This window comes from Acetivibrio straminisolvens JCM 21531 (assembly GCF_000521465.1).
GTDB lineage: Bacteria > Bacillota > Clostridia > Acetivibrionales > Acetivibrionaceae > Hungateiclostridium > Hungateiclostridium straminisolvens.
Genome location: NZ_BAVR01000009.1, coordinates 1 through 13,889, shown reverse-complemented (window position 1 = coordinate 13,889; position 13,889 = coordinate 1). Strand labels below are relative to the sequence as shown.

Here is a 13,889-nt window from a genome sequence, read left to right as displayed (position 1 = left end):
ATTGAAATTCATCTTATCATTGTGCTGATGTTGCTGGCCAATATCAGTGCTGTAATTGTCATTAGAAACATAAATGCCACTGCAGCTGCAATCCCCAAAATATAGGTCATGGAATTTGCAACATCGCTTATACACTTTATAATTCGCCCTTCTGCCAAAGGTTCCAAAAGAACACAGCTCATTCTGTACAAGAGAATGACTGCAAGCATTTTCAGCAAAGGAAGAAGGCATATAACTAAAATTCCTATCATAATAGCCACTCCCACGGCATTTTTAATCAGAAGAGTACAGCCAATTACTGCATCGGCAGCATCTGCCAAGTATTTTCCCGCCACAGGAATAAATGCACTTATGGCAAATTTGGCAGTTTTGCTTGTTACTCCGTCAACAACCGCTCCCAAAGACCCCTGAAGCGAAACTATTGCCACAAAGACCGTAAGAATAAGCCTAATGTCCACTGAGTTACATGTTTTAAGAAACCGGAAAGTCTTGATATCTGAATTTTATCGGATATATTATCCACTATGGATATGATAGTGGACAGTACGATAAGGGGTATGAGTATATTCTTTATTATCGTGGCACTAACTTGCACCACCATTATGAGCAATGGCTGCAATACACCTCCCGATGAAATGTTCCCGGACGATATAATCAGCGTCACCAGGCAGGTATCGATGAATACATAAAGTTTACCATTCGATCTATTATTTCCGTTCCCGCTCTTACCACTGAGCTGAAACTTACCAACAGTACGGACACCAATACTATATAACACACATAAAAAGCAAGTTCTCCAACACTCTTGTTTAAAAAAGATGTCTGAAGATTATTGAGGACTGCACATAGCGCTACCAATACAATAAGTTTTATCAATACGTCCATATTCAAATAGATCTCTTTAAAAAGATAGCTCAAAATCCTGTTTATTATATCCGGAGCATCAAAACCAAACTGTCCTTTTGCCACATCCCGGATTATCTTCTCCGGATCATAGCCGGGCAAAATTTCATCAATTTTTTCATCCTTGTACTTTTCGAGCTCCTTTTCAATAGAATCCACCTCGTCCGTCTCAATCTGTTCTTCCATAATTTTCTCCTCTATACTCTTGTCCGTAAGAGATATTTCATCACTGCTGCCGGCATATACCGGCAAAGAGACAAGACACAGGCATGTCAATACCATAATAAGGATAAATACTAAAATACATTTGGCAAAATATCTTTTGCTTTTCATACACCTTTTCCCCATTCAAGCAATTTTAATAAATAATATTTTGGCACTTTCCTTTTTTAAGGCATAACACTGATTATGAGATCCAGCAGCGAGGTTATTATTGGTACTGCCATCACAACAATAATTACTTTTCCAGCAAGCTCCACTTTTGATGCAATTGCTCCTTCTCCCGCATCCCTGCATACCTCGGCACCAAATTCAGCGATATAGGCAATACCCACAATTTTTAAAAGGGTATTTATATAAACCATATCAATGTTCACTCTTTGTGCATAACTGTTTAACAAGTCCACGACTGCTGTAATCTTCCCCAGTATAACCAGAAATATGATTATTCCGGTAACCAGACTGATTTGCAATGCCAGTTCGGGTCTGTGCGCTTTAAGAAGCAAAGCAATTACTGTAGCAACCAAAGCCAATCCGATAATCTGAAATATTTCCATTTTTATCATCCGCCTCTTAAAATCTTAAAACTGAAACAGTGTTTTAACTGCATCAAACAGGTTTGCTATTTCCTTAACTATCATCATCAATACCACAACCAACCCTGCCAATGTGGTCATCATGGCCTGTTCTTCTCTTCCGGACTTGTTCAGCAATGCGTTCAAAACAGATACCAGAATTCCTATCGCCGCTATTCTAAAAATCAAATCTATATTCATATCTGTTTTTCTCCTCCGTGTTTTTCTTTTTATAAGCGACCCTTCCCCAAAATTGGAATCAAGTTTGCCCCTTATTAGTACAAGTATATTCACAACCGATTCAAAATTAGAACAATATAATGATTATTGCCAAACCGCCAAGTATTCCCAAATTTCTGTACATAGCTTCATTCTTTGCCCTCAGCTCTTCTGCCTTTTCTTCCTGAAGCTTTAGCTGATTAACAGTAAGCCGGATGTTTTTTATTTGTCCCTCAACATCTGAGCTTCCCAGCATTTTTCCGAAGGAAATAATTATTTCCTCGTCTTCACTGTTTAGAGATGTGTTTTTTATATTTTCCTTTACGGCTTTGGTCCATGCTTCACTGGCATTAAGTCCCGAATCGTTTTCAAGGGCATCCACCGTTCCCTTGAAAAAAGCCGCAACACCGCTGTCATCATGCATGTATATTTTTGAAAAAGCATCTTTCAAAACATTGGACATAAAGCTTATTTCATTTTCAAATATCTGAAGATACCCTTGCAGAGTTCTCAGCTCCCCAGGCCTTTTCGAACACCGCCTCGAGTACATGTATCCCAAAAGACTGCTCGATACAAATACAATCAAGCTTCCGATAATCTTAAGCAGCATACTCATTCTCCTTTGTACAAAATACTCATATTGGTCCCGTCAATTATCTCTTCAACTGTGCCGGGCCCCTTTCTTGCGCTCAAAACTATATATCTTTCAAACATTTTTTCTTCTATCAGGTTCAAGACCTCTTTCCTGCTTTTTAATTCCGAAACATTGTATCCGTGCGCCGTAGATATTATTTTTACCCCTGCATTCAGCACCTGAATAAGAGCATCTTCGTCGCCCTTGTTTCCTATTTCATCCGTCACAATAACATCCGGCGACATAGCTCTAAGCATCATTATCATGCCAATTTGCTTGGGACATGCATCAAGTACATCGGTTCTCGTCCCGACTCTGTTTTGGGGTACCCCCTTGTAACAGGCTGCAATCTCCGAGCGTTCATCTATTAATCCCACCTTAAGTCCTCTAAACCCCATTTCTTCAATGCCATCGCTAATAGCTCGTGTTATATCCCTTAGCAAAGTTGTTTTTCCGCATTGGGGAGGAGATACGATTAAAGTATTGTAAACATGTTTTTCACTAGTAATTATGTACTTTAAAACTTTTGAGGAGCACCCGGCAACTTCTTTCGATATTCTTATATTGAGCCCTGAAACATCCTTAATGTTTTTTACGGTATCTCCATTTAAAACAACTCGTCCCACAATACCTACTCTATGGCCTCCCCTTATGGTCAAAAAACCGTTCCTTATTTCATCCTGAAAAGCATAAATGGAGTTCTCGCTTATAAGCTCCAGCGTTTTTGCTATCTGCTCCTGGCTGACATAAAATAAATTCAGCCTGTTTGTCGTAAGTCTGCCGTCTAAATTAACAAAAAAACTCCCCTTTTCGTTTTGAATCATCAAAGGCTTGTTTGCCCGAAGTCTTATCTCTTCTGTGGTCATTAGCTCCGTCACCGGAACTTTTTTTATGACATCTCTTATCGGCGAGCATATCATTCTTAAAATGTCCTTCTCAAAGCACTGCAATTTTTCAACACTAAAAATGCAATCTTCTTTTGTAACCATAAAAGCCCTCCCTGTTTTCCGCTTATCCTCCGGCTAAAGCTTGTTTTATTCGATATTAATTAATATTTGGATTTGTCCGATTTTATGACAATAAAATCTCGACAGAAGGAATGGTCTTTTGCATATTTCATTTCAATCTTAGAGGCAAAAAAGAATGGACATGGAAAAACACTTTCCACGTCCATCCTTTATTATAAGTATATTAAAATCTATTAATTATTCTCTTCCTCATGATTGCAGTCTTCACAGTCACAATCCCATTCGAATGCTATTTCTTCATTGCAATGAGGACACTCAAAAGAATCGCTGTCACAGTCTATCATATCCTCGGTAAGGTCAAAGACTTTGTTGCAATGAGGACACTCTATCTGTGCAATAACATCGTCATCATCATCTTCTTCTTCATCATCAAACAAAATTCTAGCAAACTCTTCCAAATCCTCATCAATGCTGTCAACCTGTTCTTCCAACTGCTCCTGAACCTCTTCAATATCTTCCACAGCCAGCGCAATGTCATCAAGCACTTCAATCATTGCCTTTAAAAGCTTTCCTTCATTAGTGGATTCATCGATTTTCATGCCCTCTGCAAGTCCCCTTAAATATGAGACCCTTTCTTTTATAAAGCTCATAAAATACCTCCCGTATGTTATATTTGATTAACCTCTCTATACTTTAATAACAAAAGAAGTCTTGTTATAATACAAATTAAGTTGGAAGCGAACTTTTGCATTGTTATTACTTCCAACCCAAGTATATTATAACCATTATACTCTTTCCATATACTCTCCGGTTCTGGTATCTATTCTTATAATATCTCCTATGTTGACAAACAACGGAACCTTAATAGAAGCTCCTGTCTCAACAGTAGCCGGCTTGGTTGCACCCGTAGCCGTATCGCCCTTGAAACCGGGTTCCGTTTCGGTTACTTCAAGCTCAACAAAGTTAGGAGGCTCTATTCCGAAAACATTGCCTTTATGAGAAAGAATCTTTACAACAACATTCTCTTTTACAAACTTAAGAGAGTCACCGATTTTATCCTTACCCAGCGGCAGCTGCTCAAAGGTTTCAACATCCATGAAATAATAAAGATCACCGTCATTATATAAATACTGCATGTCCTTTCTTTCAATATGGGCCTTTGGCATCTTGTCAGTCGGGTTAAAAGTTCTTTCAACAGTAGCACCTGTTACTATATTTTTTAATTTAGTCCTAACAAAAGCAGCTCCTTTACCCGGTTTAACGTGCTGGAACTCAACAACCTGAAATATCTGACCATCGAGCTCAAAAGTCGCTCCATTTCTAAAATCACCAGCTGAAATCATTTAAAATCCCTCCAAAAATATTTCTTGAATAACATAAGTCACAGGCCCTATAAATACTTGTACCAGTACAATTGAGCTATACTCCAACTTATGCATATCTTTACCGTTATCACATATAATCTGTATAATAAACCTATAGTTAATATTAAATTAAAATCGCAACTATTTCAAGATAAAATTTTCTTTTATAGTAAAAATATAAGCTTTATATCCCTACAATACTATCATGTCCTTTTTCGACGATGTCAAAACATCAGGATTGTTTCCATTAATTACTATCATATCCTCAATTCTCACACCGCCAAGACCATTGACATAAATACCGGGCTCCACAGTAACAACCATACCGTCATCCATTATTATCTCCCCCGAAGGTGAAAGTCTCGGCTCTTCATGGATTTCAATCCCCACACCGTGTCCCAATCCATGGCCGAAGTTAAATCCAAAACCTTCGTTATAAATTATTTCTCTTGCTATAGCATCAATTTTTTTGCCTTTCAAGCCCTTTACAGCACCTTCCAAGGCAGTTTTTTGAGCAGTAAGAACAGTATTGTAAATCTTTAAAAGCTCCTCTTTCGGCTTTCCTACAAAAACCGTTCTTGTCATATCTGAGCAATAACCTTCAAATACCGCTCCGAAATCCATCGTTACAACATCCCCCATCTCAATTACCTTTTCCGAGGCTACTCCATGGGGAAGTGCCGAACGCACTCCTGACGCAACTATCGTCTCAAAAGATGTGCCTTTTGCCCCTTGCTTTTTCATAAAATACTCCAGCTCCGCAGCAATTTCTACCTCTTTTACCCCGGGCTTTATAAACCCTAGTATATGGTTGAAAGCATCGTCGGCAATTTTCACGGCTTTTTTAATAATTTCCAGCTCCCTTTGGTCCTTTTTCATCCTCATTACTTCAGCTATGCCTTCAAGAGGCTTTAGCTCTTTGACCGAAAATTTATTCTCAAATTCTTTGAACTTTCTATATGTTATATAATCTTCCTCAAATCCAAGAATTTCGATACCCTTTGACTTTACAATCTCATTTAGGAAAGAATAAATATTGTCGTTATACTCCACTATTTGAAAAAGAGGAGCCTGAACCCTTGCCTGTTCCCTGTATCTAAAATCCGTCACCAACACAGCATCGTTTTGGGTAATTACAAGATACGCAAAGCTACCTGTAAATCCCGAAAGATAAAAATAATTTGCATTTTTTGCGATTATTGCGGCATCAATTCCCTTTTCTTTCAACTTCAATCTAAAAGTATCAAGTCTCTTTCCTGTCAGATTTTCCATTAAATCACCTTTCCTCATAGAGTTCACAAACTTTTAAAAAAGCCTGCTATATCATCAGGGCGGCATTAAGTGCGAGTATGTACCCCAAACTTCCAAATCCGCAGATTTGACCTACACACACAGGAGCGATTACCGACTTGCTTCTAAACTCTTCCCTGGCATGTATGTTTGACAGATGAAGCTCAATTGTCGGAATTTCAACAGCTTTTATGGCATCTCTTATGGCAATGCTGTAGTGGGTATATGCTCCGGGATTGATTATTATAACATCAATTTTTCCCCTTGACTCATGTATCTTGTCGATTATCTCCCTTCGTGATTTGATTGAATGAAGCTTAAATCGACATTTAACTTAATTGCTTCGGCATTCATTTTTCTGGCTATGTCCTCAAGAGTCTCCTCACCGTAAATATCCTTTTCCCTGGTCCCCAAAAGATTTAAGTTAGGACCGTTAATCACAAGTACTTTTTTCATTTTACATCCCCTTTACCATTTTATTATATATTTTCTTCAGCTTCAAAGCATCTTCAGCCATATTGGCCCTTGATTCACAAATAATGACCGGATTTATTTTCTTTTTTATAATCACCTCGGCCAAATATTCAAATTCAGGTCCAAACTGTGTGTCATCGATATTCCAGTGCTTCTTCTCGCCACCTTTGGTAAATTCAACCCTGCTGAAGTGGCAGTGAAGCTCCCTTACTCTATCTGTCCCCAAAGAGTTTTCAAGCATATTTATTACCCTTTCAAAATCCTCAACAGAATTGAGACTTCCCTGTCCTCTTGCATGGATATGGGCAAAATCAATTGTGGGAGAAAGCCTTTCATTAGTTCTGCACATTTCAATTATTTCATCCAAAGATCCAATCTGGTTATTCTTTCCCAAAACCTCCGGACAAATCATTATATCTCCAAGTCCAAGGCTGTCTGCTTCTTTCAGTACCTCACCAAACAGCCGGGCTGATGTCTCAAGTGCCCACTTTTTATCAACCTTGCTGTACGAGCCTGTGTGGACTACTATCCTCTTTGCTCCCATCCATTTTGCTACCGTCATGCACTCGATTATATATCCTTTGGACTTTATTCTTTTTTCCTCCTCAGGGCTTGCCATATTTATATAATAGGGCGCATGAATGCTCATAAATATATTGTTTTTTTCAGCCTCTTCTCCTATTTTATTCGCCATATCCTTGCCAATATTAACGCCTCTGTTGCACTGATACTCGTAAGCATCAAGACCCATCTTAGAAAGCCATGCCGGCATTTCAACAGAGGATTTGCGCCCTTCTTTATAAAAGTTTTCGGAATTACCCGAAGGTCCAAATCTTACCAAGAATAATCACCCATAAAAAATATTATGCTCCAATCAAAAAGATTAAAGCATAATATTATTATAACTAATGATTAACCGTTTTAAAACCAATATTCATTCTATCATCGATTATTTTATAATAATATATGACACAACTTATATTAATATAGCGGTCTATTTCAATCATGCCTTGGATTTCTCTTTACCATCACCGCAGCCTTGGTCAAAGCAGATATAACATCAACTTCAAACTGCTGCTTCAAAGAATTTACTTTTGAATACAGCTCCCCTTTATCGGTCACAATATATTTTGGAGGCAAATCATTGAGCGCTATGGCTGCTATATCCATTTTACATTTTTCACAGCTGCATACGTTAATATCACAAAGTACTTCCTTCATCAGCGAAAAACTACCTCTTCCATATAGTTTTTTATTTGACTCATTTTGATTTCCTCCCTCAATAATTACACTTTTTTAAGCTTTATATCACAATAAATATCGGACATACGAACAATTACTTTAGTCCATTTATCCCTGGTATATAGCCAAAGTACCCAAGTACCAATTCAAAAGTTCCCATCCGAAAAGGTAGGTGCAAAAAGTACCGATTACAATAAAGGGGCCAAAAACGAAAGTACTCTTTCTATCCTTCTTTTTAAGCAAAAGCAGTATAATGCTGATAACTCCTGCTGACACAAAGGATATAAACAGCGTCATTATAGTCATCTTCCATCCGAGGAAAAGGCCTATCGGAGCAAACAGCTTGATATCACCGCCACCCATCGCCTCGTCGGTCTTGTAAACTACATAACCCAAAATTGCCACCAATAACAGGAAGCCAAATCCTATAAAAGCACCCAATAAAGGATTCCACCATTTACGGTCCGCATAAATATCCATAGGTCTGAAAATATTATAAACAAAAGGCAGAGCTCCTCCAATCAAAGCCGCTATTACAAGCCCATTGGGAATTATCATATGATCCAGATCAATAAAGAACACGGCTATGAGTATGGCCATAAGATAAGCCGATGCCAAAAAATCCACAGACAACCCGTACTTGTAAAGCAAAAGCAAATAAACAACGGCTGTCAGCAGCTCAACTAGAGCATATCTCGGAGAAATCTTTTGACCGCAGTATCTGCACTTGCCCCTTAAAAATACATAGCTGAAAACAGGTACAAGGTCCGGCACACCAAGTTTGTGCCCGCATTTCATACAGTGGGATCGAGGCCTTACGATAGATTCATTGTTTGGTATCCTGTAAATGCAAACATTTAAAAACGAACCGACAAACAGCCCAAGAAGAGCCACTGAAAGGTAGCAAAAAATCATAAAACCGGTTTCAGACAACTGTCCAAGATTCAATGAAGTCCCCATTTTCTATACCTCTTCTGCATTTGTAAAATTTTAATATAATTATTATATAGCAAGATAAGACAATTTTAAAGTATTTTATAATTCTTCTGTAAAAAACAGTATTCTTGACATCTCGGAAGCAGTGGTTTTTCCTTCAAGAACAAGCTGTTTTAAATTCTCCTTCAGAGTTTTCATGCCCTTTAAAACAGCAAGTTTCTTCAATTCTTCCTTCGTTCTGCTCTCCTTTATGAGCTCTTTAAGGCTTTTGCCACATCCATTACTTCAAAGACTCCCAATCTTCCTTTGTATCCGGTACCCGAGCACTCCTCACATCCTCTTCCCGAATACAGCTTCACAGGAGCATCCAACTCAAGAAGCGAAAGCTCTTCACCCGTTGCAGCACGCTTTTTCCTGCATTTTGGGCAAATTCTGCGTACAAGCCTTTGGGAGATTACTCCCACCAGAGATGATGCAATAAAAAACGGCTCTATTCCCATTTCTACAAGCCTTATGATCGCGTCCAAGGCATCATTGGCATGAAAAGCTCCCAGAACAAGCTGTCCCTCGATAGCGGCTTTTACAGCTATCTCAGCAATTTTTGCATCTTTTATATCACCAATCATGATTACATCCGGTCCTTGTTCTAAAATCGAAACAAGACCCTTTTCATAAGTTAAGCCCGTCTTGCTGTTCACCTGAACATGGTTTACTCCTTCAATAACGTATTCAACAGGGTCTTCGATAGTAATTATATGGATATTCGGACTGTTAATCTCATTTATGGCGGTGTAAAGAGTCGTGGTTTTTCCGCTTCCTGCCGGCCCTGTTACCAAAACCATGCCCTGCGGACTTCTTATTATTTTATCAAATTTCACAAGGTCTTCCTTAGTCATTCCCAGCCGGTCTTTAGGAATGACGGAAGTCTTTTTATCCACAATATGGATTGCTATTTTCTCACCGAAAACGGTGGGAAGAATAGATACTTTGAGATAATAATCTCTTTCATCAGCGCTTACAACAACTCTGCCATCTTGCGGCGCCGCCTTTTCGTTTATATTCATACCGCATATGGCCTTTACCCTTGATGCTACGCCCTTTAGCATATCCACTCCCGTTCTCATGACCTCGTGCATCTGTCCATCGGTTCTAAACCTTATTTTCAATACATTTTGGAAAGGTTCTATATGTATATCGCTCGCTTGACTTCTTATGGCCTGCTCTATTATGGAATTTACAAGCATTGAAGCCGGTTCATCGTCAGCCTCAATGCTTTCAAGCTCTATAGTTTCCTCATCAATTTTAAATAAAATCCCCTTTTCCTTAACCGGCTCAACCAAAATATGTTGTGTTTTGAAGTACTTTTCTATGGCATTTTTTATTGACGGGGAGAAAGCAATTACAGGCAAAACCTCCATACCTGTATAAACTTCAACATCATCAATTGCAAACACATTTAAAGGATCGCTCATGGCAACTGTAAGCACACCGTCTTTTTGGTCTATAGGAATCAACTCATATCTTCTGGCAAGTTTTTCGGGAATTAAATTGCAAATAGCAGGATCAATGTTGTATTCCTCCAGTGCCACATGAGAAATACCCATCATACCCTCCAAAACCCGCACTATATCTTCCTGGGCTACAATTCCTTCAGAAGCCAGCAAAACTCCAAGCTTCTTGCCGGTAGTTTTTTGAAGCTCTAGAGCTTTATCCAGTTGTTCTTTTGAAATAAGCCCGGCTTCCATTAAAAGGTCGCCAAGCCTCTTTCTCCTCTGCTTGTACATAAACTCACTCCCTGGACTTTAATTCCCGAGACTTCGAGATTTTATGTAAATTATTTCGACGACTTTACTTTTAAATATTTCTTGAAAGAATCATAGATATCCTTTAATTTATCCTCAGTAAACTTGACACCTGTCCAAATTTCATAGGCGCTTATTCCTTGATAAAAGAGCATTCCAAGTCCGTTAACGGTCTTTGCCCCCATTTTTTCGGCATCTTTTAAAAATTTCGTCTTCTCAGGATTGTAAATTACATCATACACGATCTGATTTTTGTTAAAACATTCAGTAAATTTAATCGGAGTTTCCCGAGTTTTAGGAGACATACCCACCGACGTAGTGTTAATAATAATGTCACTTTCCTCAAAAGCCATCCTGAAAATCCTGTCTTCAAAATTGTACACCTGAACTATCTCTTTTACATTTTCATTTACAACATCGGCAAGCTCAATGGATCTCTCGGGGGTACGGTTTACAAGACTGATTTTTTCCGCATTCTCGCCGGCAATCTTAACGGCAATTGCACGAGCCACTCCTCCGGCTCCAATAATCACAACCTTTTTGCCTTTAAAGCCCACTCCCGCTTCTTCCCTAAATGACCTCAAAAAACCTTCCGCATCGGTATTATAGCCATATAGGCGGCCCTCAATCTTTTTTACCGTATTTACAGCTCCCATCAGTATTGCTTCCTTCGAGTTTTCATCAAGATACTTCATTATATCCCTCTTGTAAGGAATTGTAACGTTGAAACCTATAAAATCCAAAGACTTGAGGCCTTTTACCACTGCCTCAAGATCCTCTTTCCTAACCGCCAGAGGAACATAAACTATATCTAGCCCAAGGAGCGTACTCAATGAATTATGAAGCTCGGGTGATATGGAATGCTCAACCGGATTTCCAACAAGCCCCAACAACCTTGTCTTTCCTGTTACCCTAACATCAATATCCATAGTTTTTCCTCTCTCCATCATTCAGCTTATTTTTTTATTATCTATGTCTATCTATGACTATCTTTTATTTTTCATTTTTGCAAGGACAAACTTTTCAGCTATTCTTTTCAATCTGACAAAAAATACTCTCTTTTGTCTATGGGAGTAACCAGTATCGTAAACATATCAACCTTGTTTCCCCCATATATATCGGTAAAAATCTGATCTCCAATTACAGCTGTTTCCGAAGCTTTGGTATTCATTATTTCCATAGCCTTGACAAATGACTTGCAACTGGGCTTTGAAGCCCTGTGGATGAAATCAACATTGAGCTTGTTATTAAATTTAATCACACGTTTTTCCGAAGCATTTGACACAATGCAAACCCTAAACCCCATTTTTCTAACCTTGTCAATCCAAGCTATTGTATTTTCATCTGCCTCTTCTACATGTTCAGGTACAAGTGTATTGTCTATGTCAAGAATGAGACCTTTTATATTGTTTTTAACCAAAAAATCCAGATCAATATCCTGTACTCTGTCTGCTTGCAAATCCGGATAAAATTTTTCCAGCATTTTACTCCTCCAAGTCACTATAATACAATTCATATATATTATTCATATATTATTCAACAAGCTATAACTATAATAGCAATAATGTAACAGCATAGCAATAAAAACGTTGAGTTATGGCGAATTATTTTTTTCTCAACATTTAAAAGTACTGGATTTTTAAAAAAAAGTAGCATAATAGAATATAAGATTCCTGGTTAAAGAATCAATTCATTATATCATATGTACAAAGAAATACAGGAATATTCATATTCCGAAAATTTTTAGTTAAATGTTATTATTGAAAGGGGTTAAATAAATATGTCCTACCAAATCAGTATTCAAAAAACACAAAATCCTAAAAGCAAACCTGACCAAAATAATTTGGGCTTTGGCCAGATCTTCACAGACCATATGTTTATAATGGATTATACTGAAGGGAAAGGCTGGCACGATCCGAGAATTGTTCCGTACGGCCCTCTTTCTTTAGATCCCAGTACAATGGTATTCCATTATGGCCAAGCAGTCTTTGAAGGCTTAAAAGCTTACAAAACACCTGAAGGAAGAATCCTTCTTTTCAGACCTAAAAAGAACATGGAGAGAATCAATGTTTCGAACGACAGGATGTGTATACCTCATATAGACGTTGATTTTGCCGTAGAAGCATGCAAAACTCTTGTAAATGTCGAAAGGGACTGGATTCCCGAAGCTGAAGGTACTTCTCTTTATATCCGTCCGTTTATAATCGCAACTGACCCATACCTTGGAGTCAGACCTTCATGGACTTACAAATTCATGATCATTCTTTCACCGGTAGGTGCTTACTATAAAGAAGGAATCAATCCTGTAAAAATATATGTTGAAACCGAATATGTCCGCGCCGTAAAGGGTGGTATAGGTTATTCAAAAACTCCCGGCAACTATGCCGCAAGCCTTATTGCACAGGTTAAAGCAAAGGAACTGGGTTATACACAGGTTCTCTGGCTTGACGGAGTTGAGAAAAAGTACATTGAAGAAGTCGGTACCATGAATGTATTCTTCAAAATTAACGATGAAGTTATCACACCTTCCCTCGAAGGCAGTATCCTCGCAGGAATAACCCGCCAATCTACAATTGAGCTTCTTAGAGCATCAGGAGTAAAAGTAACCGAAAGAAAAATAAGCATACAGGAAATATACGATGCCCACGCCGCAGGAACTCTTCAGGAAGCTTTCGGTACCGGAACTGCAGCAGTAATTTCTCCTATCGGTGAACTAAACTGGAACGGTAATATAATAAAAATAAATGACGGAAAAATCGGAGAAACATCTACGTTCGTTTACGATACTATCACGGGTATTCAAAGCGGAAAGAAAGAAGACACCTTCGGATGGATTGAGGAAGTAAAATAACAACCATATAAAATTTTTCAAAAGCAGGTGATTTTCTCATCTGCTTTTTAGTTTTGGTTCTCTATATTCAAGCTTTTGTTGTATTGGGAAAGTTGTTTGCTATTCAGTGCACCAGACGAAGCTTGGCCGTACTTGCCAGCAAGAGTTCCGCAAGAATTAAAGTTTTCTTTGCTTGAAAAGCTGAAAACGAGGGTTCCGCGATACGGGAAACATCGCTTGTTTTCATGAGAAGAAAGAATCAGTAATGGGGAACCCTTATTTTATATTATGGGACACACTGCGGCAAAACCAGCAATGCTTTGACAGCGCGTGATAACGTGATAATATGTACAGACTAGTAATATTAGTGTTGTGCATTAAAAAGTAATAAATTGTATTACCAATAAAATAGCAAAGCAAAAGCATAAGCTGA

The 13,889-nt window shown here is 38.3% G+C and carries 13 protein-coding genes and 3 pseudogenes; 1 reads left to right on the top strand and 15 read right to left on the bottom strand.

Annotated elements, in window-relative coordinates:
- Nucleotides 1-8 precede the first annotated feature (8 nt).
- From spoIIIAE to JCM21531_RS03675, 15 genes and pseudogenes are all read right to left on the bottom strand, one after another.
- A pseudogene (gene spoIIIAE / locus JCM21531_RS03745) lies at nt 9-1,089 on the bottom strand (stage III sporulation protein AE).
- 203 nt (nt 1,090-1,292) lie between these two features.
- Nucleotides 1,293-1,679: a stage III sporulation protein AD gene (gene spoIIIAD / locus JCM21531_RS03740; protein ID WP_038287509.1), complete on the bottom strand. Its 387-nt coding sequence runs from the start codon at nt 1,677-1,679 to the stop codon at nt 1,293-1,295.
- 24 nt (nt 1,680-1,703) lie between these two features.
- A complete protein-coding gene (gene spoIIIAC, locus JCM21531_RS03735) occupies nt 1,704-1,898 on the bottom strand; it encodes a stage III sporulation protein AC (RefSeq protein WP_003518775.1) in 195 nt (64 codons plus the stop codon).
- Between the two features lie 106 nt (nt 1,899-2,004).
- Entirely contained in the window at nt 2,005-2,526 is a 522-nt protein-coding gene (spoIIIAB, locus tag JCM21531_RS03730; protein ID WP_038287504.1) for a stage III sporulation protein SpoIIIAB, read from the bottom strand.
- A gap of 2 nt (nt 2,527-2,528) precedes the next feature.
- Entirely contained in the window at nt 2,529-3,539 is a 1,011-nt protein-coding gene (gene spoIIIAA, locus JCM21531_RS03725; RefSeq protein ID WP_038287502.1) for a stage III sporulation protein AA, read from the bottom strand.
- Between the two features lie 212 nt (nt 3,540-3,751).
- Nucleotides 3,752-4,168 carry a CD1247 N-terminal domain-containing protein gene (locus tag JCM21531_RS03720; RefSeq protein ID WP_038287498.1) on the bottom strand — a complete coding sequence of 139 codons (417 nt, stop codon included), beginning with the start codon at nt 4,166-4,168 and terminating at the stop codon, nt 3,752-3,754.
- A gap of 135 nt (nt 4,169-4,303) precedes the next feature.
- On the bottom strand, nt 4,304-4,861 hold the full coding sequence (gene efp / locus JCM21531_RS03715) for an elongation factor P (RefSeq protein WP_038287495.1): 558 nt from the start codon (nt 4,859-4,861) through the stop codon (nt 4,304-4,306).
- A gap of 213 nt (nt 4,862-5,074) precedes the next feature.
- Entirely contained in the window at nt 5,075-6,154 is a 1,080-nt protein-coding gene (locus JCM21531_RS03710) for an aminopeptidase P family protein (protein WP_038287584.1), read from the bottom strand.
- Nucleotides 6,155-6,272: 118 nt separating this feature from the next.
- A pseudogene (locus JCM21531_RS03705) lies at nt 6,273-6,628 on the bottom strand (type II 3-dehydroquinate dehydratase); the annotation flags it as partial.
- Between the two features lies 1 nt (nt 6,629).
- Entirely contained in the window at nt 6,630-7,487 is an 858-nt protein-coding gene (locus JCM21531_RS03700; RefSeq protein ID WP_038287492.1) for a TIM barrel protein, read from the bottom strand.
- 158 nt (nt 7,488-7,645) lie between these two features.
- Nucleotides 7,646-7,911 (bottom strand): annotated as a pseudogene (locus JCM21531_RS03695) (late competence development ComFB family protein).
- A gap of 85 nt (nt 7,912-7,996) precedes the next feature.
- Nucleotides 7,997-8,848, bottom strand: coding sequence for a prepilin peptidase (locus JCM21531_RS03690; protein WP_054846989.1), 852 nt, complete (start codon nt 8,846-8,848; stop codon nt 7,997-7,999).
- A gap of 224 nt (nt 8,849-9,072) precedes the next feature.
- A complete protein-coding gene (locus JCM21531_RS03685) occupies nt 9,073-10,608 on the bottom strand; it encodes a GspE/PulE family protein (protein WP_243467159.1) in 1,536 nt (511 codons plus the stop codon).
- A 50-nt stretch (nt 10,609-10,658) separates the two neighbouring features.
- Nucleotides 10,659-11,555 (bottom strand): shikimate dehydrogenase, encoded by an 897-nt coding sequence (locus JCM21531_RS03680; protein ID WP_038287488.1) that lies wholly within the window; start codon nt 11,553-11,555, stop codon nt 10,659-10,661.
- Between the two features lie 107 nt (nt 11,556-11,662).
- Complete coding sequence (locus JCM21531_RS03675; RefSeq protein WP_243467158.1) at nt 11,663-12,109, bottom strand: YqeG family HAD IIIA-type phosphatase; 447 nt, start codon at nt 12,107-12,109, stop codon at nt 11,663-11,665.
- Nucleotides 12,110-12,406: 297 nt separating this feature from the next.
- Here JCM21531_RS03675 and JCM21531_RS03670 point away from each other — a divergent pair, with 297 nt between their 5' ends.
- Entirely contained in the window at nt 12,407-13,477 is a 1,071-nt protein-coding gene (locus tag JCM21531_RS03670; protein ID WP_038287485.1) for a branched-chain amino acid aminotransferase, read from the top strand.
- The last annotated feature ends 412 nt before the right edge of the window (nt 13,478-13,889 follow it).

What these genes read in the sequence shown, in the direction of transcription:
- JCM21531_RS03710 (WP_038287584.1), bottom strand. Translation starts at nt 6,154, where the DNA reads ATGGAAAATCTGACAGGAAAGAGACTTGATACTTTTAGATTGAAGTTG.
- JCM21531_RS03675 (WP_243467158.1), bottom strand. Translation starts at nt 12,109, where the DNA reads ATGCTGGAAAAATTTTATCCGGATTTGCAAGCAGACAGAGTACAGGAT.
- efp (WP_038287495.1), bottom strand. Translation starts at nt 4,861, where the DNA reads ATGATTTCAGCTGGTGATTTTAGAAATGGAGCGACTTTTGAGCTCGAT.
- spoIIIAC (WP_003518775.1), bottom strand. Translation starts at nt 1,898, where the DNA reads ATGAATATAGATTTGATTTTTAGAATAGCGGCGATAGGAATTCTGGTA.
- JCM21531_RS03670 (WP_038287485.1), top strand. Translation starts at nt 12,407, where the DNA reads ATGTCCTACCAAATCAGTATTCAAAAAACACAAAATCCTAAAAGCAAA.
- JCM21531_RS03720 (WP_038287498.1), bottom strand. Translation starts at nt 4,168, where the DNA reads ATGAGCTTTATAAAAGAAAGGGTCTCATATTTAAGGGGACTTGCAGAG.
- JCM21531_RS03685 (WP_243467159.1), bottom strand. Translation starts at nt 10,608, where the DNA reads ATGTACAAGCAGAGGAGAAAGAGGCTTGGCGACCTTTTAATGGAAGCC.
- JCM21531_RS03680 (WP_038287488.1), bottom strand. Translation starts at nt 11,555, where the DNA reads ATGGATATTGATGTTAGGGTAACAGGAAAGACAAGGTTGTTGGGGCTT.
- spoIIIAA (WP_038287502.1), bottom strand. Translation starts at nt 3,539, where the DNA reads ATGGTTACAAAAGAAGATTGCATTTTTAGTGTTGAAAAATTGCAGTGC.
- JCM21531_RS03690 (WP_054846989.1), bottom strand. Translation starts at nt 8,848, where the DNA reads ATGGGGACTTCATTGAATCTTGGACAGTTGTCTGAAACCGGTTTTATG.
- spoIIIAD (WP_038287509.1), bottom strand. Translation starts at nt 1,679, where the DNA reads ATGGAAATATTTCAGATTATCGGATTGGCTTTGGTTGCTACAGTAATT.
- spoIIIAB (WP_038287504.1), bottom strand. Translation starts at nt 2,526, where the DNA reads ATGCTGCTTAAGATTATCGGAAGCTTGATTGTATTTGTATCGAGCAGT.